The organism is Rhizobium ruizarguesonis (genome assembly GCF_017357285.1).
GTDB classification, from domain to species: Bacteria; Pseudomonadota; Alphaproteobacteria; order Rhizobiales; family Rhizobiaceae; genus Rhizobium; species Rhizobium ruizarguesonis.
This window is the reverse complement of record NZ_CP071681.1, coordinates 604,083-628,549: the sequence shown is the minus strand read 5'-3', so window position 1 is coordinate 628,549 and position 24,467 is coordinate 604,083. Positions and strand designations below refer to the sequence as shown.

At 62.7% G+C, this 24,467-nt stretch carries 23 protein-coding genes; 15 read left to right on the top strand and 8 right to left on the bottom strand.

Annotated elements, in window-relative coordinates; translation table 11 throughout:
• The first annotated feature begins 49 nt into the window (after positions 1-49).
• The 6 genes from J3P73_RS33995 (at position 50) to J3P73_RS33970 (ending at position 4,660) form a co-directional block, all read left to right on the top strand.
• On the top strand, positions 50-829 hold the full coding sequence (locus J3P73_RS33995; protein ID WP_018070666.1) for an SDR family oxidoreductase: 780 nt from the start codon (positions 50-52) through the stop codon (positions 827-829).
• Entirely contained in the window at positions 826-1,533 is a 708-nt protein-coding gene (locus tag J3P73_RS33990; protein ID WP_130657990.1) for an amino acid ABC transporter permease, read from the top strand. Before J3P73_RS33995 ends, J3P73_RS33990 begins: the two co-directional genes overlap by 4 nt.
• Complete coding sequence (locus J3P73_RS33985; protein ID WP_003538412.1) at positions 1,530-2,288, top strand: amino acid ABC transporter permease; 759 nt, start codon at positions 1,530-1,532, stop codon at positions 2,286-2,288. The genes J3P73_RS33990 and J3P73_RS33985 overlap by 4 nt, the downstream gene beginning before the upstream one ends.
• Positions 2,285-3,049 carry an amino acid ABC transporter ATP-binding protein gene (locus J3P73_RS33980; protein ID WP_018070669.1) on the top strand — a complete coding sequence of 255 codons (765 nt, stop codon included), beginning with the start codon at positions 2,285-2,287 and terminating at the stop codon, positions 3,047-3,049. Before J3P73_RS33985 ends, J3P73_RS33980 begins: the two co-directional genes overlap by 4 nt.
• Before the next feature lie 31 nt (positions 3,050-3,080).
• Complete coding sequence (locus tag J3P73_RS33975; RefSeq protein WP_207580121.1) at positions 3,081-3,917, top strand: ABC transporter substrate-binding protein; 837 nt, start codon at positions 3,081-3,083, stop codon at positions 3,915-3,917.
• A 68-nt stretch (positions 3,918-3,985) separates the two neighbouring features.
• Complete coding sequence (locus tag J3P73_RS33970; RefSeq protein ID WP_011654448.1) at positions 3,986-4,660, top strand: 4-carboxy-4-hydroxy-2-oxoadipate aldolase/oxaloacetate decarboxylase; 675 nt, start codon at positions 3,986-3,988, stop codon at positions 4,658-4,660.
• Positions 4,661-4,744: 84 nt separating this feature from the next.
• Here the strand turns inward: J3P73_RS33970 and J3P73_RS33965 are convergent, their stop codons facing one another.
• Positions 4,745-5,779, bottom strand: coding sequence for a LacI family DNA-binding transcriptional regulator (locus J3P73_RS33965; protein WP_024320317.1), 1,035 nt, complete (start codon positions 5,777-5,779; stop codon positions 4,745-4,747).
• A gap of 166 nt (positions 5,780-5,945) precedes the next feature.
• Between J3P73_RS33965 and J3P73_RS33960 the strand changes: the two genes are divergently transcribed.
• The 9 genes from J3P73_RS33960 to J3P73_RS33920 all read left to right on the top strand — a co-directional run bounded on the left by J3P73_RS33960 (position 5,946) and on the right by J3P73_RS33920 (position 17,334).
• On the top strand, positions 5,946-6,920 hold the full coding sequence (locus J3P73_RS33960) for a substrate-binding domain-containing protein (protein WP_130690309.1): 975 nt from the start codon (positions 5,946-5,948) through the stop codon (positions 6,918-6,920).
• 111 nt (positions 6,921-7,031) lie between these two features.
• Positions 7,032-8,030, top strand: coding sequence for an ABC transporter permease (locus J3P73_RS33955; protein ID WP_130657989.1), 999 nt, complete (start codon positions 7,032-7,034; stop codon positions 8,028-8,030).
• A gap of 10 nt (positions 8,031-8,040) precedes the next feature.
• A complete protein-coding gene (locus tag J3P73_RS33950; protein WP_018449063.1) occupies positions 8,041-8,853 on the top strand; it encodes an ATP-binding cassette domain-containing protein in 813 nt (270 codons plus the stop codon).
• A 92-nt stretch (positions 8,854-8,945) separates the two neighbouring features.
• Positions 8,946-9,851 carry a sugar phosphate isomerase/epimerase family protein gene (locus J3P73_RS33945; RefSeq protein WP_027688643.1) on the top strand — a complete coding sequence of 302 codons (906 nt, stop codon included), beginning with the start codon at positions 8,946-8,948 and terminating at the stop codon, positions 9,849-9,851.
• A 118-nt stretch (positions 9,852-9,969) separates the two neighbouring features.
• Complete coding sequence (locus tag J3P73_RS33940) at positions 9,970-11,142, top strand: Gfo/Idh/MocA family protein (RefSeq protein WP_207580120.1); 1,173 nt, start codon at positions 9,970-9,972, stop codon at positions 11,140-11,142.
• Between the two features lie 79 nt (positions 11,143-11,221).
• A complete protein-coding gene (locus J3P73_RS33935) occupies positions 11,222-12,163 on the top strand; it encodes a sugar phosphate isomerase/epimerase family protein (protein WP_207580119.1) in 942 nt (313 codons plus the stop codon).
• Between the two features lie 121 nt (positions 12,164-12,284).
• Positions 12,285-14,198: a bifunctional 5-dehydro-2-deoxygluconokinase/5-dehydro-2-deoxyphosphogluconate aldolase gene (locus tag J3P73_RS33930; protein WP_207580118.1), complete on the top strand. Its 1,914-nt coding sequence runs from the start codon at positions 12,285-12,287 to the stop codon at positions 14,196-14,198.
• Positions 14,195-16,030 (top strand): 3D-(3,5/4)-trihydroxycyclohexane-1,2-dione acylhydrolase (decyclizing), encoded by a 1,836-nt coding sequence (gene iolD / locus J3P73_RS33925; protein ID WP_207580117.1) that lies wholly within the window; start codon positions 14,195-14,197, stop codon positions 16,028-16,030. The genes J3P73_RS33930 and iolD overlap by 4 nt, the downstream gene beginning before the upstream one ends.
• Before the next feature lie 119 nt (positions 16,031-16,149).
• Entirely contained in the window at positions 16,150-17,334 is a 1,185-nt protein-coding gene (locus tag J3P73_RS33920) for a hypothetical protein (RefSeq protein ID WP_207580116.1), read from the top strand.
• A 15-nt stretch (positions 17,335-17,349) separates the two neighbouring features.
• Here the strand turns inward: J3P73_RS33920 and J3P73_RS33915 are convergent, their stop codons facing one another.
• From J3P73_RS33915 to J3P73_RS33885, 7 genes are read right to left on the bottom strand one after another with little or no spacing between them, the layout of a single operon-like run.
• Complete coding sequence (locus J3P73_RS33915) at positions 17,350-18,363, bottom strand: succinylglutamate desuccinylase/aspartoacylase family protein (protein WP_207580115.1); 1,014 nt, start codon at positions 18,361-18,363, stop codon at positions 17,350-17,352.
• A 31-nt stretch (positions 18,364-18,394) separates the two neighbouring features.
• Positions 18,395-18,739 carry a RidA family protein gene (locus tag J3P73_RS33910; RefSeq protein WP_024320306.1) on the bottom strand — a complete coding sequence of 115 codons (345 nt, stop codon included), beginning with the start codon at positions 18,737-18,739 and terminating at the stop codon, positions 18,395-18,397.
• 37 nt (positions 18,740-18,776) lie between these two features.
• Complete coding sequence (locus J3P73_RS33905; RefSeq protein WP_207580114.1) at positions 18,777-20,087, bottom strand: alanine racemase; 1,311 nt, start codon at positions 20,085-20,087, stop codon at positions 18,777-18,779.
• Positions 20,080-21,036, bottom strand: a complete 957-nt coding sequence (locus J3P73_RS33900; RefSeq protein WP_207580113.1) for an amidohydrolase family protein — start codon at positions 21,034-21,036, stop codon at positions 20,080-20,082. The genes J3P73_RS33905 and J3P73_RS33900 overlap by 8 nt, the downstream gene beginning before the upstream one ends.
• Positions 21,033-21,974 (bottom strand): ABC transporter permease, encoded by a 942-nt coding sequence (locus J3P73_RS33895; RefSeq protein WP_130704098.1) that lies wholly within the window; start codon positions 21,972-21,974, stop codon positions 21,033-21,035. The genes J3P73_RS33900 and J3P73_RS33895 overlap by 4 nt, the downstream gene beginning before the upstream one ends.
• Positions 21,971-22,933 carry an ABC transporter permease gene (locus J3P73_RS33890; RefSeq protein WP_027688653.1) on the bottom strand — a complete coding sequence of 321 codons (963 nt, stop codon included), beginning with the start codon at positions 22,931-22,933 and terminating at the stop codon, positions 21,971-21,973. The genes J3P73_RS33895 and J3P73_RS33890 overlap by 4 nt, the downstream gene beginning before the upstream one ends.
• Positions 22,930-24,444 (bottom strand): sugar ABC transporter ATP-binding protein, encoded by a 1,515-nt coding sequence (locus J3P73_RS33885; RefSeq protein WP_207580112.1) that lies wholly within the window; start codon positions 24,442-24,444, stop codon positions 22,930-22,932. Before J3P73_RS33885 ends, J3P73_RS33890 begins: the two co-directional genes overlap by 4 nt.
• Positions 24,445-24,467: the final 23 nt, after the last annotated feature.

Here is a 24,467-nt window from a genome sequence, read left to right as displayed (position 1 = left end):
AAGGGGTTTAAGCTTCGCTACTGTCTCGATCAACAACAAGGGAACGACAATGCCATTCTCCGACTACAAGACCGCACTGGTGACCGGCGCATCCTCCGGTATCGGCGCAGCCGTGGTGGAGCGGTTCCGCCGGGAGAACATCGAGGTCCATGCGGTTGCCCGTAGCGCCGAAGCGTTGCAGCAGCTGGCCGCGCGAACGGGCTGCATCGCCCACGTCATCGATGTGACCGACCGTCAGGCCATGGCCGAGCTCACCCGTCGAGTGGAGTTCGATATTCTCGTCAACAATGCCGGCGTCGACCGGCCGAAGAAATTCCTGGAAGCCGACGAGGGCGATATCGATCTCCTCGTCGACGTCAATCTCCGAGCGGTCCTGCACATCTGCCGCATGGTCGTGCCCGGCATGGTGGCGCGCGACCGCGGACATGTCATCAATATCTCATCGATCGCCGGCGCCTACAATTTCGGCGGAAATTCATCCTATCACGCCACCAAGGCCGGGGTGAGCATGCTGTCCAACCAGCTGCGCATCGACGCTTTCGGCAAGCGGGTACGGGTCACGGAAATCTGCCCCGGCCGGGTCGCCACTGACATTTTCAATCATGTCCACGGCGATGACCCCAGCATCCGCGAACGGTTCATCGACGGCTTCGAACTGCCGCAGGCGGCCGATATCGCCGACGCGATTGCCTTCGCCATAGCAGCCCCCGTCGCCGTCAACATCGGACATATGGAGATCACACCGACGCTGCAGGTCATGGGCGGCCTGCAGACGGCAAAGCCCCAGCCTTCGGCGAAGACGGATCAATCCGGGGAGCCAAACCCGTGAGCGGTTTCGACCTTTCGGCAATCCTCGGAAATCCGGAATATACCGCCATGCTGCTGCATGGCATCGAGATGACATTCATCATCTATGCCGGCTCCTGGACTATGGCGATGGCGCTGGCACTTCTGCTGCTGGCTTTGCGTTTTTCGCCCTTTCGCTTCGGCGATCCGTTAGTCGCTGCTTACGTATCCTACCACCGGAACGTCCCCACCCTGGTTCAGCTGATGCTGTGGTATTTCGGGATTTTCACCCTGATGCCGAGCGGAGTAGCCGAATGGCTGGCCGTCCATAACGCCGAGGCCATCTTCGCGGTGATCGGGCTCGGGCTCTGCCAGGCGGCCTATTTCAGCGAAGATCTTCGGTCGGGCGTGCGCTCGGTCAGTCCCGGCCAAATGCAGGCAGCCCGCGCGCTCGGCCACGGCTATGTCTCGGCGATGCGTTTCGTCATCATGCCGCAGGGCGTGCGCAACGCCCTGCCGCCGCTCATCAATCACAGCGTTTCCCTGTTCAAGAACAGCAGTCTCGCCGTCGTCATCGGAGCCTCGGAACTGACGCATGCCGTCAAGGAAATCGAGAACCTCAGCTTCCGGACCTTCGAGATCTACCTGATCGGCACGGTTCTCTACCTTTTCTTCTCGCTCGTGATCATGAGCATCGGCGCCTATCTGTCCATGCGCACGGATCCTGCCAGGAGTGCGAGGGCATGATCCACGACATGATCGCCATCGTCCAAGACTACTGGCTGCTGCTGCTGATCGGCCAATATCCTAACGGGCCGCTTGGCGGGCTCGCCAACACGCTGATCCTTTCAGCGCTCAGCATCGCTCTCGCTTTTCCGGTCAGCATCCTCTTCGCACTGGCGCGGCTCTCCAGGTCGCCGCTGCTGCGCTGGCCGGTCACGGCGCTCGTCTATTTCACCAGGGGCGTGCCGCTCTTGATGCTCATCCTGTGGAGCTATTTCCTCGTTCCGCTGCTGACCGGCGCTGATGTGCCGAGCTTCGTGACGATGCTGACGACGCTCGTGGTCTATCAGAGCGCGTTCCTGAGCGAAGTCGTGCGTGCCGGCATCGTCGCGCTCGGACCGGGCCAGATGGATGCGGGGCGTGCGCTTGGCCACAGCTATATCGGCGCGATGCGCTTCATCATCCTGCCGCAGGCGCTCTACAACATGATCCCCAGCATCATCTCCACCTTCGTCTCGACGATCAAGGACACGACGCTCGGCTACGTGATCAACGTGCCGGACCTGACCTTTGCCGCAAGCCAGGTCAACAACCAACTCCTGACGCAGCCTTTCCAGGTCTTCCTCATTCTGGCGATCGTCTATTTCGCCATCTGCTGGACGCTCACCTACTTCGCAAATCGCCTCGAGCGGAGCATCACGCGGCGACGTGCGGGACTTTCCAACCTTCCTGCCGCCGCCTTGGTTGCGCCATCGAAAATCATATCGGAGCAGCTATGACCATGTCAGTTTCAGCACAGGAATTGCAGACGATCCGGCTTTCGCAGGTCTGCAAGAGCTACGGCGACTACCCGGTCCTGAAGGACATCGATGCGCAGGTGACGCGCGGCGAGGTCGTGGTCATCTGCGGACCGTCCGGTTCGGGAAAGTCGACGCTGATCCGCACGATCAATCGCCTTGAGGAGATCAACAGCGGATCGATCACGCTCGACGGGCAAAATATTCACGCCGCCATGCGGGCAAAGGAACTCAATGCGCTGCGCAGCAGGATCGGCTTCGTATTTCAGAACTTCAACCTGTTTCCGCATCTTTCGGTGGTCGAAAACGTGTCGATGTCGCCGATCCGGGTGAAAGGCGTGGCACCGGATGTCGCCGAGGACAAGGCCCTCAAGCTTCTCGATCGGGTCGGTCTCGCCGACAAGGCGCGGGCCTATCCCGGTCAACTCTCGGGTGGCCAGCAGCAGCGGGTGGCAATCGCCCGCGCCCTTGCCATGGAACCGCCGGTGATGCTGTTCGACGAGCCGACCAGCGCGCTCGATCCTGAAATGGTCGGCGAAGTGCTGGCCGTCATGAAGAGCCTGGCGTCGGAAGGCATGACCATGCTCTGCGTCACCCACGAAATGGGTTTCGCGCGCGACGTCGCGGATCGGGTCTGGTTCATCGATGCCGGCCAGATCCTCGAAATGGCGACCCCCGAGGAATTCTTCAACAATCCAAGCCATCCCCGTGCGCAGCGTTTCCTCGCTGATCTCAGGCATTGATACCAACCACCAAAAACAAAGGAGAACAGCAATGAACTGGAAATGCCTAACCCTCACCGTCGCATTTGCCGGCATGGCGGCCGCTTTGCCCGCAAAAGCCGATCAGCTCGACAACATCATGTCGGCGAAAACCCTGCGCTGCGCGACTTTCGCTGACGTTCCTCCCTTCGCTTCGCCCGATCCGAAGACCCGCGAAATGGCCGGTTTCGACGTCGATCTCTGCGGCGCCATCGCCAAGGAACTGGGCGTCAAGGCTGAAATCAAGCCGGTTTCGGTCGAGGCCCGCGTGCCCGAGGTCAAGCTCGGCCGTGTCGACATCACCGTTGCCAACCTCGCCTATACTCTGAGCCGCGCCGAGCAGATCCAGTTCAGCGATCCCTATTATCTCGCCAAGGAAATGCTGATCGTGCCGGCGGATGATGCGGGCAAGAAGAAGGCCGATTATGCGGGCCAGCGCATCGCTTCGACCAAGGGTTCGACCTCCGAGATGTCGATCAAGCTCAACAAATCCGACCCACTGACCTTCCAGGATACCGCCTCGGCCTATCTCGCCGTCCAGCAGGGCAAGGCGCGCGGCATGGTGGCCAACACCATGACGACGACCAAGTTCGTCAATGAATCGAAGAGCAAGGGCAAGGAAATGCGGATGATCGAGGAGCCGATGCTGTACCAGCCGATCGGCATCGGTATGGCCAAGGATCAGCCGGCGCTGACCGCCAAGATCAACGAGATCCTTCGCAAGCTCGACACATCGGGCGAGATCAACAAGATCTGGGACAAGTGGCTCGGCCCGGATACCGAATACAAGATGACGCGCACCGACAAGGTCGTATCGCTCTCGGAGCTGAAGTTCGACCCGATCCCGTAGGATCTCGGGGTCCAAACGAAATCAGACGGCGGGACATGCCCGCCGTCGGCCAAAAATGGGAGGCATCCATGATCCATATTAAAGATATTGCCGAACGGCCAAGCAAAGCCGATATCGACGCCGTTTCCAAATTTTCGCCCGCGACGATCCACGAAGCCCAAGGGCGCCGCGGAGCCCTTTCCTCCCGCCTCAAGCCCGTCGACTACCGCATGAAACTGTGCGGTCCGGCCTTCACGGTGAAATGCGCGCCGCGTGACAACATCATGCTGCAGCTCGCCATCAACTACGCAAAGCCCGGCGATATCATCGTCGTATCGGCGGGCGAATACGAAGAGGCCGGATCCTTCGGCGATGTGCTTGCCAATGCCTGCCTTGCAAAGGGCATCGGCGGCCTCGTGACCGACACCGGCGTGCGCGACACGCTTCAACTGAGGGAGCTTGGCTTTCCGGTCTTCTCGCTCAGCGTCTGCATCAAGGGGACAGTGAAGGAAACCATTGCGGCGGTGAACGATACGATCATCGTCGGCGGCGAAATCATCCATCCCGGCGACATCATCGCCGGTGATGCCGACGGCCTGGTGGTCGTGCGTCGCCAGGAAGCGCAGGAAGTCGCCAGGCTGTCACAGACCCGCGAAGATGCCGAGGCCGGCTATATCGCGGCATATAAGCAGGGCAAATCGGTCATCGAGGTCAGCAATCTCGAACCGGTGCTGAAAGCCAAGGGCCTCGTCGTCGACATCTGACGCGACACCACAATAGCTATCAGCCCTGCCATTTTATAGGGCGGCTGGCCTTTCCGACCAGCCGCCCTATGCAAACCGGACGGTTCAAACGCTTTCGGGCGTAATCGTTTCAAAGGGAACCACGCGCTGAAGGATTGTTGTGCTGTCGCGGTGTTCCAGCGCGGCGATCATCGTCGCGATCAATTCGTCCGATATCTGATCCAGCGGATGGCACAATGCCGCCATGATCAGGCCTTCCGTCAAGCCCTTGCGCGTTTCCGGGCCGATGTCGCGGCAGACGACCCTGACCTTATCCCGCTTTTCGACGGGTGCCTCGCGAAGAGCGCGCAGCACACCGGAAATCCCCCCTCCGACAATGAAGATACCTCTGAGGTCATCGAGTTCGGAAAGCAGCTGGCTGACGATCCGGTAGGCTTCCTGCGGCTCCTCATGTGTCGGTCTGCTGTCATCCACCTGAAGATGCGGCGCGTGCTCGCGCATATAGGATCGAAAGCTCGCATCGGAGACATCCTGGCACTGATAACGATGATTGCCGATGAATACGGCGATCCGGCCGGGCATCGGCGTGGTCTGAGCCAGAAACCATGCGGCGGTCCGCCCGAGTTTCCAATTGTCGGTGCCGACGAAGCCGGCGCGATCCCGGGCGGACTGATCGGTTATATAGGCAACAACCGGCTTCCCCCTCTCCCTGAGCGATTGGATGGTCTGCCCGATCAACGGGTGGTCACCCGCAATGACAGCAACTGCATCACAGCGTTTGCCAAGCGCTTCGAGACGATCTGCAATATTTTGTGGCTCGAGGACATCGACAAAATCGACCACGGCCACGACTTTCTCGTGCTGGCGTCTCGCGGCCGCCTCGGTGATCTTGGAGCCGAACAGCCGGTAGAGCTCACGGCTCGACTGCTGGAGAAGAAAGCCGAAACGATAATTCGGCAGGAGCCGCTGCCTGCGGTCCTCGATCACGCCGCGACCATAAAATCCAATCTCTTCCGCGGCATTTTGCACCCTCTCGATCGTTTCCGCACGCACTGCGCCGGTACCTCCGAGGATGCGGTTGACCGTGGCGATGCTGACGCCGGACGCCTGGGCAAGGTCGGCAATGGTTGGCCTCTTCATGATATATTTCATTCCATTTTTGGATGAAATTAAATGATACATTAATTTCATCAAAACGCAATAGGCATTCCAATTTCAGCGATCCGTTGATACAAATATTCCAGCGAGTTGGGAGCCTTGCTTTGAGGAATTGTTACTCCCGACCGCCTTTTTGGGAGGAAATCACATGAGTTTTTCAATGCGCGCCGTACGCGGGCTGCTGGCTGGCGCTGTTTTGGTTCTTGGCGCTTCTTCTGTCATGGCCGCGAATATTGCTGTCGTCGGCGGCAAGACCGACGACGAATTCTGGAGCCGTATCAAGAAGGGCGTCGATGACGCCCGGCTCGTCGTCGAGAAGAATGGCGGCTCCGTCAGCTATCTGCAGCTGCAGACCTACGACAATCTCGGGCCTGACGCCGCCCAGCTCGTCCGCACGGCCATCAGCCAGGGCGTGACCGGTATCGTGGTGCCCGACTGGGTGCCCGAGGCAGAAGACGAGGCCATCAAGGCTGCCGTCACCGCGGGCATCAAAGTTATCCTGATGAATGCCGGCAACATCGACAAAGCGCGCGAGCTTGGCGCGATCAACTATGTCGGCTCTGATGAATACACGGCCGGCAAGGCAGGCGGCGAATATTTCGCGTCCAAGGGTGCGAAAAATGTCATCTGCGTCAACACGCTCCCGGGTGCGGCAAACCAGGAGGCCCGTTGCAAGGGTGTCATCGACGGCATTACCGGAAAGGGCGGTGCCGGCAAGCAGCTGCCGTTGCCGGCGACCAGCTTCGGTGATCAGACGGCAATCGCCGAAGCCGTCAAGGCGACACTGCTCCAGGACGACACCATCGACGGCGTCCTCAATGTTGGGGCTTCCGACGCTGATGCGGCTGCAAGCGGGATCGCTCAGGCAAACAAAGTCGGCAAGGTCGCGCATGGCACCTTCGACCTGAACGCCTCGGGGCTTGCCCGCATCAAGGACGGTTCGCAGACCTTTGCAATCGACCAGCAGCCTTACCTGCAGTCGCTGCTGGGGGTTTCGCTTCTCGCCGCGCATATCGACTACGGCACCAACCTGCCGACCGCACCGGTGCTGACCGGCCCGGGCATCGTCGATGCGTCGAACATCGACGCCACCCTGGCCGGCGTCAAGGAAGGCGCTCGCTGATCGTTCGAAACGGGCTCCGGCCCGCGGGATATCCGCGGGTCGAAGTTTATCGAGCGTGCGGACAACCGCGTCCGCGCGCCTGGAGATTCACGCCCAAACTGGGGTAGGCATATGAACAATCTTTCATTCGGCAACCTGTTGCGCCGTCCCGAGGCGGGTGCATTCCTCGGACTTGTCGGCGTCCTCGTGTTCTTCGTCGTATTCGGCAGCACCAAGTTCCTGGAGCCCGCCGGCGCCGCAAGCTGGCTCAACGTCGCCGCCAATCTCGGCATTATCGCTCTTCCCATCGGACTTTTGATGATCGCAGGCGATCTCGACATTTCGATTGGCGCGATGATCCCCGCCGGCTCCATGACGGTTGCGGTCCTCTCGGGCTACTACGATCTTCCCATGTGGGTCGGAATGCTCGGTGCGCTTGCCTTCGGCCTCATGGTCGGGCTGGTCAACGGCTACCTCGTCGTGCACACAGCCGTGCCGTCGCTGATCGTAACGCTCGGTACCCTCTTTGCTGTACAGGGCCTGATGCTTGGCACCTCGGTTCTCGTCACCGGCACCACGAGCGTGGCGCTGACGGCCGACCCCTGGGCAAAGTTCCTTTTCGGGCAGTTCCTGGCCGGGTCGTTTCAGGTGATCATTCTATGGTGGGTGGCCATCACAGCGATCTTCATCTTCTTCATTCACTTCTCGCCTTACGGGAACTGGATTTTCGCGATGGGCGGAGACAAGGTCAGTGCCCGCAACGCCGGCATTCCGACGACCCGTCTGACGATGGTCCTCTTCGTCCTCTCGGCGATGAGCGCGTCCTTCGTCGGCATGTGTCAGGCCATCCTGTTCAATTCCGCGCAGGTTTCGGGCGGAATGACATTCATCTTCAACTCGATCATCTCGGTCGTCGTCGGAGGTGTGCTGCTGACCGGAGGGTTCGGGTCGGTGATCGGGATCTTCTTCGGCACGATCACCTTCGCCGTCGTCAACCAAGGCATCTATTTCACGACCTTCGACCGCAACTGGTCGAGCCTGATCATCGGCGTGATGCTGCTCGTGGCCGTCCTCATGAACAATACGTTCCGCCAGATGGCGCTGACCTATTCACCCAAGAAGAAGAAGTGAGAGCTGAGACATGGCTGGCCCAATTCTTGAACTTGAAAACGTCAACAAGTCCTTCGGCCCGATCGATGTGCTCTACGACATCACATTGAGCGTCCATCCCGGTGAAGTGCTTTGCCTGCTGGGTGACAACGGCGCGGGAAAGTCCACCCTGATCAAGACCTTTGCCGGTGTCTACAAGCCGACGAGCGGCGCGGTGAAGTTCGAAGGCCGGCCGATCGTCTTCCAGAATCCGCGCGAAGCCGCAGACCTCGGCATTGCAACGGTTCATCAGTTCGGCGGCACCTTTCCGCTGATGAGCATCGGCCGTTCGTTCTTCGTGGGGCGGGAACTGACCAAGGGCTTCGGCCCGTTCAAAATCTACGATCGCAAGGCAGCCAATGAAATCGCGGTCAAGGCCGTGCGCGAGTTCGGCATCACCCGCATCGACGATGGCGACCGCCTGATCGGCGGCCTGTCGGGCGGGGAGCGGCAATCTCTGGCAATCGCCCGAGCCGTCCACTTCGGCGCCCGGGTGCTAATCCTCGACGAGCCGACCGCCGCTCTCGGCGTCAAGGAGGCGGCGCATGTGCTGCGTATCGTCCTGGAAGCGCGCCGTCGCGGCCTCGCCGTCATTTTCATCACTCACAACGTCATTCACGCCATGACGGTGGGAGACCACTTCGCGGTGCTCATCAAGGGTGCGAAGGCGGCCGACTTTCGCAAGGGTGAAAAGACGCGCGAAGAGATTACCGACCTGATGGCAGGAGGCGAGGCCATGGCCGAACTCGAAGCCGAAATCGAAGCGTACTCGACGGCGCATAGCGGACATCCCCCACCGGTCTGACCGACCGACGCCGCGGATGAACTCCAGAAACTCTAAAGAGCTCGCCTATCCCGGCGGGATGGCCCAGCACAATCATCGGACGGGTAACAGCCATGAAGATTGCAATCGATCCCTTTATGCATCGCCACCTCTCACTCGAAGAATTGCCCTCGAAAGTGGCTGAACTCGGATACGAGTGGATAGAGCTCAGCCCCCGGGCCGATTTTCTCGAGTGGTTCAAGGCGCCGCGCGTGTTTCCGGCCCGCGCCAAGGCATTCAAGAAAGCGCTTGCCGATGCCAATGTCGGCATTGCCTCGATCCTGCCGATGTATCGGTGGGCCTCGAACGATGAAAATGAGCGGCAAGCTGCCGTCAAGCACTGGAAGCGCGCCATTGAGATCAGTGTCGAACTCGGCGTCGACACGATGAACTCGGAATTCGGCCGCGGGCCTCATCCGGACAAGGGTTCGTGCTACTGCTGCCATACCGGCTCCATGATTGAGGCCTGCGAAGACGCCTGGTGGCGCTCGATGGAAGAATTGGTGCCGATCTTTGAAAAGGAAGGCATCAACCTGCACGTCGAACCGCATCCCGAGGATTGGTGCGAAACCTTGCAGCCGGCGCTCGATATCATCAGGACGGTCAACTCGAAGAACGTCAAGTTCCTCTATTGCGCGCCGCATACCTTCTACTTCGGCGATGATACCAAGGCGATGCTCCGGGAAGCAAAGGACGTGCTCGCCCATGTCCATGTCGGCGACACTTTCAATCACAAGGCCTCTTCGGGGCTCCGCTACATCCTCAACCCTCCGGGCACGCAGGCCAGGGTGCATCAGCACCTGAACATCGGGCAGGGCGAGGTTCCATGGGAAGACTTCTTCAGCACGCTGGCGGAGATCGGGTTCGACGGCATCATGACCGCATGCGTCTTCGCCTGGGAGGACAAGGCCGACCACTCCGGCAAGTTCATGCGCGCCGAAATGCAGCGCTTTGTCGACAAATACTGGACCGCGAAATAACGCGCGATGCCCCTCTAGCGGTTCGCGATGCAGCCAGGCGATTGGCGCAAGCGACCGCGGCCGGGGTTCTGCCCGGAACGCTCAAACATCACAGACATCATTCCTGGAAGGACAGAAGATGATCAACGGAGAAAGATCCATCGAGCGCCCCCTGCGTTGGGGCATGGTCGGCGGCGGCCGCACCGGGCAGGTGGGCTACAAGCATAGAACCGGCGCCCAGCGGGACGGCACCTACCGGCTCATCTGCGGAGCATTCGATCTCGACGCCGAGCGTGGACGCGACTTCGGCACGAAGATCGGCGTTACTGCGGACAGGTGCTATGGCGACTATAAGGAGCTGATCGCCAAAGAGGCCGGGCGTGAGGACGGTGTCGAGGTCGTCTCGATCGCCACGCCGAACTTCACCCATTACGAGATCACCAAGGCGTGCCTGGAAGCCGGTCTTCACGTCATTTGCGAAAAGCCGCTGTTCTTCACCGTCGCCGAATGCGACGAGGTCGCCAGGCTGGCGAAAGAGAAGGGCCTGATCGTCGGCGTCACCTACGGATTCACCGGCCATCCGCTGGTTCATCAGATGGCGGCGATGGTCAAGAAGGGCATGCTCGGCGATATCCGCATCGTCGACATGCAATATTCCCACGGCTTCAACGCGGGCGACGATGTGGGCGCCGGCGAAGCCGTGAAATGGCGCACCAATCCGAAGACGGCCGGCCCGACCTTCGTTCTCGGCGATATCGGCACGCACCTCTATTATCTCTCCGAAGTAGTGCTGCCGCATATGAAGATCGAAAGGCTGCTCTGCGACCGCAAGGCCTTCATTCCGACCCGTGCGCCGCTGGAAGACCACGCGACCGTTCTCATGCATTACGACAACGGCGCCCGCGGCCGTCTCTGGGTATCCTCGGTGAATGCCGGGAATATGGGTTCGCAGCGCTACCGTTTCGTCGGCTCCAAGGCCTCCATCGAATGGTCCGATTCCCACCCCGACCAGCTGATTTACGAGGTACAGGGTGAACCGAACCGCACCTTGCATCACGGCATGCCCTACCTCGAAGAGGAAAGCCTCGCCTACGATCGCATGGGCGCGCTGCACACCGAAGGCTTGGGCGACAGCTGGGCGAACATCTACCTCTGGATCGCGAAGGCGATCGACGCAAAACGCCGCGGCGACGAGGCATTCCTCAAGGGCCATCACTATCCCGGCATCGAAGCCGGCACCGAAGGTGTGCGCTGGCTGGAAAACTGCGTTCGCTCGGCGGACGCAGGTTCGGCCTGGGTCGAGTTCAAGTGATCGATCAGGGGGCGCGTCGGATCTCCTCCATCCTCCTCCCAGGCGCGTCCCCGACACCCTTTTTTAGAAAGACAATGACATGAAACTATCGATCTGCACCGACGTGATGGGCGACCTCTCCTTCACGGACATGCTCGACAAATGCGTCAAACTTGGTGTCGAGGGTATCGAGATGACCGGCGGCGGCTGGTCGCGCGGGCCGCACTTCCGTGCGGACGAGCTGCTGGCCGACAGGGGCCTGCTCAAGACCAAGCTGAAGGAAATCGAAGCCCGCGGCCTGGAAATCGCCGCGCTGAATTGCTCGGCAAACCCGCTCGATCCGGGTGACATGGGCAAGCGCCACCGCAAGGAAATGGAAGACACCATCCGGCTCGCCGGCGAAATCGGCGTGAAGAACATCGTCACCATGTCCGGCCTGCCGGAAGCCGCCCCCGGTGACACGGTGCCGAACTGGCTCGTCTACACCAAGAGCTGGCCGAACGAGATGCCTGAGCGCGACCGATATCAGTGGGAAGATCGAGCCTTCCCGCTCTGGCACGGCCTGGTCAAGCTCGCCGATGAGGTCGGCGTCGAAAAATATGCGCTGGAAAACTTCTCGGCCATGCTCGTATGGAACCCCGAGACCCTCTTCCGCCTGCGCAACGAAGTCGGTGCGAAAGTCGGCATGAACCTCGACCCGTCGCATCTGATGTGGATGGGCGCCGACCCGATCGCCTCCGCCCGTGCGCTCGGCAATGCCATCCATCATTGCCATGGCAAGGATACCCGCATCGAACGGGGCCTCGCCGACGTCAACGGCTTGCTGGAGCTCAAGGACGTAACCGACGTCGCCAACCGCAGCTGGAACTATGTCGCCGTCGGCGCCGGCCATGACCTGCAATGGTGGAAGGAGTTCTTCTCCGTGGTGCGGATGGTCGGCTACAATGATTGGGTCAGCCTCGAGATGGAAGACTTCACCATGTCGACCGAGGCCGGCATCCAATCCTCCATCGATGCGCTGCAGGCAACGATCAGCCGCTGATGGACAGGCGCGGGCGGTCGTTCGGCCGCGCTCCCTTGCATTGTTCGTTTCTTGTGAAGAGGCCGACGATGCCCAACCCGATCACCATGACCGAATTCAATACTATTGCGAGGAAACCGACATGACCAAGACATTGGACGTGATCACGATCGGGCGCGCCGGCGTCGACCTCTATGGGGCGCAGGTCGGAGGACGGCTGGAGGATATGGGATCCTTCGAAAAATATATCGGCGGCAGTCCGACCAACATTGCCTGCGGCACGGCGCGACTGGGCCTCAAGTCGGCACTGATCTCCCGGGTTGGCGATGAGCATATGGGCCGGTTCATTCGCGAGGAGCTTGCCCGGCATGGCGTTGACGGCAGAGGCGTCGTGACCGATCCCGAGCGGCTGACGGCACTCGTCATTCTCGGGATCCGGGACGAGGAACGTTTCCCGCTGATATTCTATCGGGAAAACTGTGCCGACATGGCGCTTTGCGAGCAGGATATCGATGAGGCTTTCGTTTCCAGCGCCCGTTCGGTGCTGGTGACGGGAACGCACCTCTCCCATCCGCGCACGGAAGCAGCCGTGCTCAAGGCGCTCGGCTTTGCCCGCAAGCATGGCGCCAGGACGGCTCTCGACATCGACTATCGTCCAAACCTTTGGGGGGTGGCCGGCCATGGCGAGGGAGAAAGCCGCTATGTGGCAAGCGGGAAGGTGACCGAAAAGCTCCAGACGACGCTTTATCTGTTCGATTTGATTGTCGGGACGGAGGAAGAATTCCACATCGCCGGCGGGACGACCGATACCGTAGCGGCACTGCGGGCCGTGCGCGCCGTGACTGCGGCGACGCTCGTCTGCAAACGCGGCGCCAAAGGGGCGGTCGCATTCGAAGATGCAATACCGGACAATCTGGACGAGGGCATTTCGGGCGAGGGTTTCCCGGTCGAAGTCTTCAACGTTCTCGGCGCCGGAGACGGCTTTTTCGCCGGGCTGCTGAAAGGCTGGCTTGATGGCGAGGATTGGCCGACCACGCTCAGATACGCCAATGCCTGCGGCGCTTTTGCCGTCTCTCGTCATGGCTGCACGCCGGCATATCCGTCGCTGCAGGAACTGAATTTCTTCCTCGAGCGCGGCATGACGCGCCCCGATCTGCGCAATGATCCGGCGCTGGAGCAGATACACTGGTCGACCAACCGGCATGGCGACTGGTCCGAGATGCGAGTCTTCGCCTTCGATCACCGGATGCAGCTCGAAAGCATGGCGGGCTACACGCCGTCGAAGGGCGGCGCCTTCAAGGAGCTTTGCCTTGAAGCGGCACTCAAGGTGCAGAACGGGCGTTCCGGTTATGGAATCCTCTGCGACGACCGAATTGGCCGGCGCGCACTCCACGCTGCCTCCGGGACCGGCCTTTGGATCGGCAGACCCTGCGAATGGCCGGGGTCTCGGCCGCTTAGCCTGGAGCCGTCACTCGGTCCCGATTGCGGGGGGCTTTCGGAATGGGCGCGCGAGAACGTCGTCAAGGTGCTCTCCTTCTGCCACCCCGATGACGACGATGCGACCTGGGCCCAGCAGCTGGCGGAAGTGCGGCGACTTTACGTGGCCTCGCGCCGCAACAAGTTGGAATTCCTGCTCGAGGTCATCCCTTCCAAGGTCGCAAGCATCACCACGGACACAACCGCGACACTGATCCGCCGCTTCTATGCCGAAGGTATTTATCCCGACTGGTGGAAGCTCGAACCGATGGACGAGCCCGAAGCTTGGGCGCAGGTCTGTGCCGCCATCGAGGAAAACGATCGTCATACAAGAGGGATCGTCGTCCTCGGCCTGGATGCGCCGGAGGAGGTGTTAAAGGCGAGCTTCGAAGTTGCCGCAAGCTTCCCGCTCGTCAAGGGATTTGCCGTCGGCCGAACAATCTTCGGCTCCGTCGCCCGCGGCTGGTTCGAGGGCTCGATCAGTGATGAAGAGGCCGTCGAAGAGATGGCGAAACGATATTCCCGGCTTTGCACGGTCTGGGACGGCGCGCGGGCGCGCGTGCAGGAGGCAGCAGAATGACAACGGTACGAATGACAGCCGCGCAGGCCATGATGAAATGGCTCTCGGTCCAGATGACCGAGGATGGCGAACGCTTCATCGAAGGCGTCTGGGCGATCTTCGGTCACGGCAACGTCGCCGGCATCGGAGAGGCGCTGCATGGGATTGGCGACGCCCTTCCCACATGGCGCGGCCAGAACGAACAGACCATGGCGCATGCGGCGATCGCTTATGCGAAGACGCTGAAGCGCCGGCGCGCCCAGGCCGTGACATCCTCGATCGGCCCCGGCGCCACCAATATGGTCACGGCTTGCGCGCTTGCCCATGTCAACAGATTGCCCGTGCTTTTCATACCCGGCGACGTGTTCGCCAATCGCCGCCCCGAGCCGGTGTTGCAGCAGATCGAGGATATGAACGACGGAACCGTCAGCGCCAATGACTGCTTCCGGCCGGTCTCAGCCTATTTCGACCGGATCGCCCGTCCCGAGCATCTCCTGACTTGCTTGCCGCGCGCCCTGGCCGTCATGACCGATCCCGGCAGCTGCGGCCCCGTTACGCTCGCCTTCTGCCAGGATGTGCAAGCAGAGCTCTACGACTACCCTCAGGCATTTTTCAAACCGAAGGTGTGGCGCATCCGCCGTCCCGAACCGGATCCGCGGGAGGTCGCAGATCTTGCCGATGCCATCCGGGCGGCGCGCAGGCCGGTGATCATTTCCGGTGGCGGCGTTATCTATTCTGAGGCCGAGGCCGAGCTTGCCGCATTCGCGGAAAAGCATCATATCCCATTTGTCGAAACGCAAGCCGGGAAGGGCGCCAACAGCTGGGAGCACCCGCTGAATTTCGGATCACCTGGTGTGACCGGATCGGCGTCGGCCAACGCGCTTTGCGCCGAGGCGGACCTCGTGATCGGCATCGGCACGCGCTTCCAGGATTTCACCACAGGCAGCTGGACGCTCTTCCGCAATCCCTCGCGCCGGCTCGCTTCGATCAACCTTGCCGGATATGACGCAACCAAGCATTCGGCATTGCCCTGCGTCGGCGATGCCAGGGTCACGCTGGCGCGCCTGTCCGCGGCGCTCGAAGCGTATCGCGGGCCTGGCGTCGATGCCGGGAGCAGGAGCGACTGGCACAAAACGGTCGAGCGCGTGACGGCGGCGCCGGAAGCCGACGGGCCTGGAAACCTGCCCACCGATGCGCAAGTCATCGGCGCCGTGCAGCGGATGGCGACGGAAAACTCCGTGGTCATGTGCGCGGCCGGCACCATGCCGGGCGCACTGCAGGTGTTCTGGCAATCTGCCAGAGGCGGATACCACATGGAATATGGTTTTTCCTGCATGGGGTACGAAGTGGCGGGCGCCATGGGCATCAAGCTCGCTCGCCCTGACAAGGAGGTCATCTGCTTCGTCGGCGACGGCTCCTACATGATGGCCAATTCGGAAATCGCAACCGCCGTCATGCGGCGGGTGCCGTTCACCGTCGTGTTGACCGACAACCGCGGTTACGGCTGCATCAACCGCCTCCAGATCGAGTGCGGCGGCGCCGAGTTCAACAACATGTACAAGGACTGCGATGTGGACGTGCAGCCCGAGATCGACTTTGTCGCGCATGCCGCCTCGATGGGCGCCCATGCCGAAAAGATAGGGTCCATCGCCGAGCTCGAGGCACGCATCGTGGCGGCGCGGGAACGCAACATTCCGAGCGTTCTGGTGATCGACACCGATGCGGTTCCCGGGACCGACGCAGGTGGCCACTGGTGGGATGTCGCCGTTCCGCAGGTCGGCGGCCCAGAGCGGCTCGAGCAGGCGCGCACGCGTTACAAGGAGAATGCCGCCAATCAACGCGCGTTTGATTGAAGGACAGCAACTTGGCTGGATGCTCCCGCGACACTGCGGACGCCTGCACGCAAAGATCAGTCTGGACACTATTATGGACACGTGTTCTATAAAATGGACAGACTCGACGGGAGCACGCCATGCATCTTTCCATGTGGACCTACCCCTGGGACATTCAGGACCAGGGGCTCGACGCCTTTGCCGCCGAGCTTCGCGGCCGTGCGGGCCTGACGACGGTCAGCCTGGCGACCTCCTATCACGCCGGCCGGTTCCTCCAGCCGCGGAGCCCACGGCAGAAGGCCTATTTCCCCGAGGACGGGACCGTCTACTTCCAGCCGGATGAAAGCCTGTGGCGGGATAAGCTGATCCGGCCGCTGATGGCTGGGAATGTCACTGAGCGCGGCGACATGCTGGAAGCGCTCGTCAAGGAACGCGAGGCGACGGGTCTCAAGGTCTCCTGCTGGACGGTCTGCCTGCACAATAGCCGCCTCGGCATGCTGCATCCCGATCACGTGACGCGGAACGCCTTCGGCAATCCCAACTATTACAATCTCTGCCCTTCCAGCCCGGCGGCGCGGGACTATGCCGTCACCCTTGTTCGCGACATCACGACCAACTACCGGCCCGATATGGTGGAACTCGAGAGCCCGAACTTCATGGGATTCGCCCATGAATACCATCACGAGAAAGACGGTGTCGGGCTCAACGCCGAAGACGATTTCCTGCTGTCGCTCTGCTTCTGCGACCATTGCACGGCGCGCGCCATAAAGGCCGGCGTGCCGGTCGAGGGCGCGCGCGGAACGGTCGCGCGCTTCATCGCGGAACTCTGCGAACGAGCTGTCCCGGCACGGCAGTTCCCGGACTTCCCGGCAGCGGGCATCGATGCCTTTCGCGACCATCCTGATCTGCATGCCTATCTCACCTGGCGCAACGAACCGGTGACCAGCCTGATCGGCGAGATCAAGGCGGCCGCCGATCCGGCGACACGCATTGTGCTCATCGACCTGAAGGACGGCTGGCTCGGCGGTGTCGATCTGGCAGCCGCCGGCAAGCTCTGCGACGGGGCGATCCTCTGCTGCTACGACATGCAGCCGGATGCCGTCGCCGATGTCATCCGGACCGGCCGGGCGGCAATCGGACCGGGCAAGTTCCTCGGGGTGGGCCTGCGCGTCTTCTATCCTGAGGTCAGCGGGCCGGCGGTGCTCGCTGCACGCGCCAAGGCCGCCGTCGATGCCGGCGCCGACGGCGTGAATTTCTACAATTACGGCCTGATACCGGCAAAGCGCCTCGATTGGGTCAAGGCAGCGGTCGACGCAATCGCTTGAGCAGATCAGCGCCCCTCAGGATGCGATCGGTTCGGCGACCTGGATCAGGCAGTCGCCGGCCTGGCTGTCGCAATGCAGCCGGTGGGAAATGACAATGCCGCTCTCGGCAAAGCGCAGCTCTTCCTCCGGCTGCTCCAGGCGTTCCAGATCATGATACCATCCGGCAAGCTCGCCGGCGGCAACGATGGCGCCGAGGGCTGCGGCCGGCTCGAACCAGCCTCTGCGGTTCGCATAGATGCCCTGGCTGTGCCGGGATAGCGACAGCAGTTGCAACGGTCCGGGCTCGGCGAGCGGCATGCGTGACAGGACCGGACGCTTCACGATGCCGAGTGTGACGAGCAGCCGGTCGATCGCCGCCGCCGTGAAGGCCATTGTCTCAGGCGTTACGGTGCCGCCGCCGCCGAACTCGCCGGAAAGACCGATGGTTCCAGCCCTTGCCGCAGCCCCCATCGATGTCGGTGCGGTCGGCCCGTTGTCGGCGATGAAGGCATGCGCCGCCCCCATGGCGCGCATCAGCGAAACGGACCGTTCGAAGCGCGCGGTATCGGCCTGCCGCTCGATCAGCGTGCAGGGCAGGTGCGCCATGGAGGTGCCGCCCGAATGCAGGTCGAGCACGACGTCATGGCGCGGAAAGAGTTCGTGTTCGAGGAAATGCGCGAGGCGCGCCGTCGGCGAGCCGCTGGGATCGCCGGGAAACGCCCGATTGAGATTGCCGCCGTCGAAGGGCGAGCAGCGCTTGGCCGCCATCACCGCCGGCAGGTTCGCCATCGGCAGGATGGTGACGGCGCCGCGGATTTCGGCGACATCCAGCAGCCGCATCAGCCGGCCGAGCTGGAGTTCGCCCTCATACTCGTCGCCATGGTTGCCGGCCATCAGCAGCAAAGACGGCCCCTCGCCATTTTTCAGGCGAAGGATCGGAATGCGGATCTGATAATAGGGCGACCGGTCGATCGAATAGGGAATGGCGAGGTGGCCGGCCTGCCGGCCCTCGCGCAAAAAGTCGATCGGATTGACGAGACCGCTATGCATGATGCCTCCAGTGCGGACGGTTGCGATGCCGTCAAAGGGCGGCGATCGCGGTCATTTCGACGCGCAGATCGGGATCGGCCAGACGTGCTTCGGTGCAGGCGCGGGCCGGCGGGTTTTCGATATCGATCCAGTCATCATAGACGCTGTTCATCGCCTCGAAATCGACGATCGCCGGCAGAAAGACGTTGACGGCGATGAGGCGCGAGCGATCGATACCGGCTTCCTTCAAGAGGGCGTCGATCTTGCCGAGCACGTCGCGGGTCTGATCCTCGATATCAGCCTTGCGATTTTCCGCGACCTGGCCGGCAATATAGACGAGACCGCCGTAGCTGACGGCTTGGCTCATACGCGAACCTTTCTGATAACGCTGGATCATAAGCGGGTTTTCCTTTTCTTGCTTTTGGAGGGAGAGGTCAGCCGAAGCTGGTCAGATAGGCCGCGGTCACCGAATGGTCCGGGTCGAGGCCGTAGAGGATGGCATGCCGGTCAAGGCAGGTGCAGGGATGCGAGATGCCGTACTCGATAACGTCGCCGACCGCGACGTCGCCGCCGTCGGCAAGGGCCACGAAAGCGTGCTGATCGTTGAGCCGAAACACTTCAGCGCTTTCGAGATCGGCAAAATAGGCCCCATTGCGATAGAGCACCAACGGCCGCGGCAGGCCCTGGTCCATCGCCACGTCGCGCATGCCCATGCCGCAGATCGCAAGCCGCGCCTCCGGCCGCGACAGGACCTCAGCCCAGACCCGCAGCGCCGGACGGAAAGCTGCGGCTGCCGAGATCGTCTCGCCGCCGATGCGGAAACCGCCGCGTGCATCGAGGCCGGCAAGGCCGCGCTCGTAAATGCCGTGATCGTGGAAGAAGATCGCGCCGCTGCGCAGCACCAGCCGGCAGGCGGGATCGGCCGCGATGGCGGCGGAAAGCCTGGCAATCACCACATCGAAAAACACCGAGCCGCCGGCGGTGACCAGGAGCGGCCGCTCGTCGCCGATGCGGGCGCGCAGCTTCGGCAGGAAATCTGATGTCACCGCCATCAGCGCGTCGATGCGACGCATCGTCTCTTGCGCATCGGCGGTCGCCGCCGCCCCCTCATAGGCGGCGATGCCGGTCAGCCGGAAGGCCGGCGTCTCCGCGGCAAGGATCGCCTCGAGAATTGCCTCGGCGGCGTCGACGCCGCGGGCACCGGCGCGGCCGGCGCCGAACTCCACCAGCAGGCCGAGGGGCGGCAGATCGGCACGCTCCTGCCATGCGGTACGGAGAGCATCGACGAGCGCTGTCGAATCCACGAAGATGTGGAGTTCGGCATCGGGATAGTGGCCAAGCAGGGCCGCGAGCCGGCAGGCAGCGGCGGCCCCGCCGATTTCGTTGGCGAGGATCAGCCGGCGTTGTCCCGCCTTGAGCAGGACGGCGGCCTGGCGGATATCGGCGACCGTCGTGCCCCAGGCGCCTGCCGCCAGAAGTGCCTCCGCCAGCGCCGTCGACATCGGTGTCTTGGCGTGCGGCGCGATCTCGGCGCCGTGGCTCTTCACATAGGCCATCATCAGTTCGACATTGCCGGAGAAAGCCTGCCGGTCGAGCGAGATCAGCGGCAGGGCCATCCTGCCATCATAGGGCTTCCATCCCTGCTTGCCGATGGCATCAAGCGGGAGCGGCGGATTGCCCGGCGGAAAACCGCGCACCCGCTCGTCGATCAACACGTTTTCCGTTGTGATATGAAGGTCAGACATGGCAGCCACTCCTGATCTCGGCCGGGTCGGCGATACCGACGCGATAGGTGTCGTTGGCGGTGGCAAAGAACAGGGCGCGCTGCTCGTCGTAAGACAGCTGCGCGGCGACCGTGCGAAAAACCTGGTAGACCTCGTCGAAAGAGGCATGCAGGCCCGCGACCGGAAAGTCGCTCGCGAACATGGCGCGCGCCGGACCGAAACACTCGAGGCAATGCTCGATCACTGGCCGCAGGCTTTCGAGCGTCCACGCGTTGTCGTAGGCGACAAGGTCGGAGATCTTCAGGCGCAGATTCGGCTCGTTGCCGAGCGCCCGCAGGCCGCGGCGCCAGAGCGCCATGCCGTCCTCCGTCCGGTCAGCCGGGCTACCGCCGTGGTTAAGCACGAAAAGCGTTTCCGGAAAAGCGCGCGCCAGTTCGAGCGCCTCATGCATCTGCCAGGGATAAAGCATCAGGTCGAAGACCAGCCCGAGCCGGGTGGCATGGACAAGCCCCGCCCGCCAGGTGGGATCGCCCATGCGGTTCGGGCGCGAAGCAAAACTCTTCGCCGCGTCCGGATGCCAGCTCAAAATATCACGGATGCCGACGACATTCGGGTTTGCCGCTTCCGCCTCGAGCCGGCGCATAGCGTCCGGCCCATCGAGAGGCACGCGCGCGATATAACGGTGCGCCACGCCAGAGCTGCGGTCGAGGCCATCCAGCCAGCGGCTCTCTTCCAATGTGTAGGCAACGGACCAGCCGGCTTCCACATGCACCGTTGCAACCACGTTCTGGCGGGCAGCATCGGCGCGATAATCGTCGATGCCATAGTCGCGCAGGATCGGCGCGAGGCTTCCGAAAACCATCTCTTCGCCGGAAGCCCTGGCCTTCTGCAGCCAGGGATGGCGTTGCAGGCTAAGGTCCCAGAGGTGATGGTGCGGGTCGATCACCGGCCCGTCATAGAGTTCCGTCATCGGCGCGCCTCGCGGCCGGAAACGAGCAGAAGGGCAAGGATCAGCGTGCCGAACATGATCGAGCGCCAGCCGGGCGAGGCGTTGACGACCGTGATCAGCGCCGTCGTCGTGACGAGCAGGATTGCTCCCGGAATGGTCCCGGCATAGGTGCCGCGGCCGCCGAGGATGGAGGTGCCGCCGAGCACGACGGCGGCGATCGAGGTCAGCAGATAGGGGTCGCCGATGCCGACATACCCTTGCCGGTTCATGCCCAGCAGGAGAATGCCGGCAAGCCCTGCGAAAAAGCCGGACAGCGTATGGACGATCAGCGTGTTGCGGGTGACGCTGACGCCGGAAAGCCGGGCCGCCAGCGGGTTCGCCCCAAGCGCCAGGAAACGCGCGCCGATCGGCATGCGGTGGACGAGCAGCAGGACGACGATCGAGACGACGAGCCACAGAATGATGCCCGAGGGAATGCCGAACGGCCGCGCCTGCCCGAGTAGAATGACCGCCGGGTTGCTGACGGTGACCGCGCTGCCGCCGGCGACGATGACGAGCAGGCCCTGCAGGAAGGTCGCCATGGCAAGCGTCATGATGATCGGCGGCACGCGAAGATAGGCAGCACCGGCGCCGTTCATCAGGCCGATGCCGGTGGCGATGGCAAGGGCCGCCGCGATGCCGGCGAGGCCGGTCGGATCCCAGGCGGGCGAAATCAGCGGCAGCAGGATCGCCGTGACGGTGATGACCGCGCCGACGGAGAGATCGATGCCGCCCATCAGGATGACGAGCGTCTGGCCGGCGGCCGCGATGCCTATCACCGCGGCGAGTTCGAGCAGGTAGCGCAGGTGGCCATAGGCGCCGAAACCACGCAGCGAGACGCTGGCGGCGATCCAGACGAGCGCGACCAGAAGGAAGGTCAGCAGCGATGGATTGCGGAACACGGACCTGATGATGTTCATCGCCTTGCCCTCCAAGCCCCAAGAAGTTCCGGAACGGCGACTGCGCCGACGATGATCAACCCTTGAGCGACATATTGGGCGACCGGCGGAAAGCCCAGGAAGAACATGACGTTGATCATCACCGAGAGCAGCAGGCTGCCGCAGATCGCGCCGCGCATCGTGCCCTTGCCGCCGAGGAAACCCACGCCGCCGAGCACGGCGGCGGCGATCGAGTTCAGCGTGAAGGGCGTGCCGATGACGGGATCACCCGAGCCGGTCTGCGCAGCAACGAAGAGACCGGTCAGGGCTGCGAGAAGGCCGGACAGGGCGAAGGCTGCGACCTTCACCCGTTCGACCGGGACGCCGGAGCGGAACGCGCCGACCGGATTGTCGCCGGCCGCGTAGATGCCGAGGCCGAGCGGCGTTGCGAGAAAGGCCTTCCAGAGTACGAGGATCACAATGAGCAGCAGGAAGGCGACGGGCGTGTGGCCGGCCAATACCGTCGACAGCCAATCGGGAATGAACCCACCCGGCCGCGGCAGCAGGATGAGTGCGACCCCGCCGATGATGAAAGAGCCGGCAAGCGTGACGATGATTGCAGGCAGCCTCAGATATGTGACGATGGCGCCGATGACGGCGCCGATCGAAAGACCGGCAAGCGAGACCGCAAGAATGCCTCCCGGCACGCCGAGCGCTCCTTCCATCGTCGTCGCGGCGATCACCGCTCCAAGACTGACGAGCGGGCCGATCGCCAGCGTAATGCCGCCGTTCAGCATGAGCAGCGCCTGCGCCATGGTGACGAGTGCGAGCGGGAACCAGTTCTGCGTGAACTTGGAGAAGCCGCCGATCGAAAGGATGCCGGGAAAGAGCAGCGCATAGAGAATGAGAAAGGCGGCGACAACCAGATAGAGGCCGGCAAGGCCGCGGTTGCGGCGAAGCTGGATCGCGCCGTAGAGCCGGGATGACGAACTTGTGCTCATGCCGCCTCTCCCTGCGTCGTGGTGGTGACGCCCATCGCCGCGCCGACGATCGCTCCTTCGCTGATTTCATCTTGCGACAGCACGGCCGCGATGCGCCCCTCGCGCAGAACCACGACACGGTCGCAGAGATGCACGAGCTCCGGCGTATCGGAGCTAGCCAGGATGACGAGCCGCCCCTCGGCGGCGAAGGCGCGGAGCATCAGGTAGATTTCCCGCTTGGTCTCGATGTCGACGCCGCGGGTCGGATCGTTGAGGAGCAGAACGGAGGGATCGAGCGGCAGCCATTTGGCGAGCGCCACCTTCTGCTGGTTGCCGCCGGAAAGCGCCTGCACCGGGCGGGCCGTATCGCCCTTGATCGTCAGCCGGCGCGCCAGATCGGCGACCAGGCCGGTTTCCGCCGGCCGGTCGCGCAGCCCTTTGCGGGCGAGCCGTCCGAGCGAGGGCAGGATGAGATTGGAGGCGATGGAATGGGGCAGCACCAGCCCCTCATGCTTGCGGTCGGCCGGGACATAGACGATGCCGGCGGCATTCGCCTCGCCGACATGGGCGGGCAGGGCGGGTTTGCCGGATACCTCCGCCCGAGCGGCGGAGGCTGGAATCGCGCCGTAGAGGCCGAGCAGCAAGTCTTCCTGCCCTTGCCCCACGAGCCCGCCGATGCCGACGATCTCGCCGGCGCGGGCGGAGAAGCTGACGTCACGCACCATGCCGGCGGAAAAGCCTTCGATGCTGATGCGCATCGCCCCGGGTGCGGTGACGGAGCGCGGCGGGAACAGGTCGCCGGTCTCGCGGCCGACCATCAGGCGCACCAGGCCTTCGCCGTCGATGCCGGACAACGACTGGTCGGCGGTGACCAGGCCGTCCTTCAGCACCGTGACGTGCGAGCAGAGCGCCTGCACCTCGTTGAGGCGGTGTGAAATATAGAGAAGTGCCGTGCCGCGGTGCTTGAGCGTCTCGATCAGGCGGGCAAGGATGCCGGCTTCGTGCGCGGAAAGCGATGAGGTCGGTTCGTCCAGGATCAGCACACGCGGCTTGCGGAATAGCGCCTTGGCGATCTCCACCATCTGACGGCGGCCGAGCGCGAGGTCGGCGACCGGCATGTCGAGCGGCTCGGTAAGCCCCACCATGTCGCAAACGTGTCGAACGCCGCGATGGAGCGCTCTGTAATCGATGAGACCGAACCGGCGCGGAAATGCGCCGAGCCCGATGTTTTCGGCAATCGAGAGACTGGCCGTGAGGCTCAGCTCCTGCTGAACGACGGCAATACCCGCCGAGCGCGCAGCCGCCGGGCTGAAGCGTTCGACCGGCTTGCCGTCGACGAGGATGGAACCGCCGTCCGGCTGGAGAGCACCGGACAGGAGGTTGATCAGCGTGGACTTGCCGGCGCCGTTTTCGCCGAGCAGGGCGTGAACCCTGCCCGGCAGAAGGGCGATATCGACGCCCTTCAAAACGGGATTGCCGAAAAATCCCCTGAACACCTGCCGGGCTTCCAGCAGGGGTCTTTCTTCCGTCATGACGGCTTTCCTCAACCCGAGTT

Bases quoted from the DNA above. Each gene is read 5' to 3' on its own strand.
- J3P73_RS33975 (WP_207580121.1), top strand. From the start codon at position 3,081: ATGAACTGGAAATGCCTAACCCTCACCGTCGCATTTGCCGGCATGGCG.
- J3P73_RS33960 (WP_130690309.1), top strand. From the start codon at position 5,946: ATGAGTTTTTCAATGCGCGCCGTACGCGGGCTGCTGGCTGGCGCTGTT.
- J3P73_RS33915 (WP_207580115.1), bottom strand. From the start codon at position 18,363: ATGCATAGCGGTCTCGTCAATCCGATCGACTTTTTGCGCGAGGGCCGG.
- J3P73_RS33895 (WP_130704098.1), bottom strand. From the start codon at position 21,974: ATGAACATCATCAGGTCCGTGTTCCGCAATCCATCGCTGCTGACCTTC.
- J3P73_RS33900 (WP_207580113.1), bottom strand. From the start codon at position 21,036: ATGACGGAACTCTATGACGGGCCGGTGATCGACCCGCACCATCACCTC.
- J3P73_RS33945 (WP_027688643.1), top strand. From the start codon at position 8,946: ATGAAGATTGCAATCGATCCCTTTATGCATCGCCACCTCTCACTCGAA.
- J3P73_RS33955 (WP_130657989.1), top strand. From the start codon at position 7,032: ATGAACAATCTTTCATTCGGCAACCTGTTGCGCCGTCCCGAGGCGGGT.
- J3P73_RS33905 (WP_207580114.1), bottom strand. From the start codon at position 20,087: ATGTCTGACCTTCATATCACAACGGAAAACGTGTTGATCGACGAGCGG.
- J3P73_RS33930 (WP_207580118.1), top strand. From the start codon at position 12,285: ATGACCAAGACATTGGACGTGATCACGATCGGGCGCGCCGGCGTCGAC.
- J3P73_RS33940 (WP_207580120.1), top strand. From the start codon at position 9,970: ATGATCAACGGAGAAAGATCCATCGAGCGCCCCCTGCGTTGGGGCATG.
- J3P73_RS33910 (WP_024320306.1), bottom strand. From the start codon at position 18,739: ATGATCCAGCGTTATCAGAAAGGTTCGCGTATGAGCCAAGCCGTCAGC.
- iolD (WP_207580117.1), top strand. From the start codon at position 14,195: ATGACAACGGTACGAATGACAGCCGCGCAGGCCATGATGAAATGGCTC.
- J3P73_RS33935 (WP_207580119.1), top strand. From the start codon at position 11,222: ATGAAACTATCGATCTGCACCGACGTGATGGGCGACCTCTCCTTCACG.
- J3P73_RS33980 (WP_018070669.1), top strand. From the start codon at position 2,285: ATGACCATGTCAGTTTCAGCACAGGAATTGCAGACGATCCGGCTTTCG.
- J3P73_RS33950 (WP_018449063.1), top strand. From the start codon at position 8,041: ATGGCTGGCCCAATTCTTGAACTTGAAAACGTCAACAAGTCCTTCGGC.
- J3P73_RS33970 (WP_011654448.1), top strand. From the start codon at position 3,986: ATGATCCATATTAAAGATATTGCCGAACGGCCAAGCAAAGCCGATATC.
- J3P73_RS33965 (WP_024320317.1), bottom strand. From the start codon at position 5,779: ATGAAGAGGCCAACCATTGCCGACCTTGCCCAGGCGTCCGGCGTCAGC.
- J3P73_RS33995 (WP_018070666.1), top strand. From the start codon at position 50: ATGCCATTCTCCGACTACAAGACCGCACTGGTGACCGGCGCATCCTCC.
- J3P73_RS33885 (WP_207580112.1), bottom strand. From the start codon at position 24,444: ATGACGGAAGAAAGACCCCTGCTGGAAGCCCGGCAGGTGTTCAGGGGA.
- J3P73_RS33920 (WP_207580116.1), top strand. From the start codon at position 16,150: ATGCATCTTTCCATGTGGACCTACCCCTGGGACATTCAGGACCAGGGG.
- J3P73_RS33985 (WP_003538412.1), top strand. From the start codon at position 1,530: ATGATCCACGACATGATCGCCATCGTCCAAGACTACTGGCTGCTGCTG.
- J3P73_RS33890 (WP_027688653.1), bottom strand. From the start codon at position 22,933: ATGAGCACAAGTTCGTCATCCCGGCTCTACGGCGCGATCCAGCTTCGC.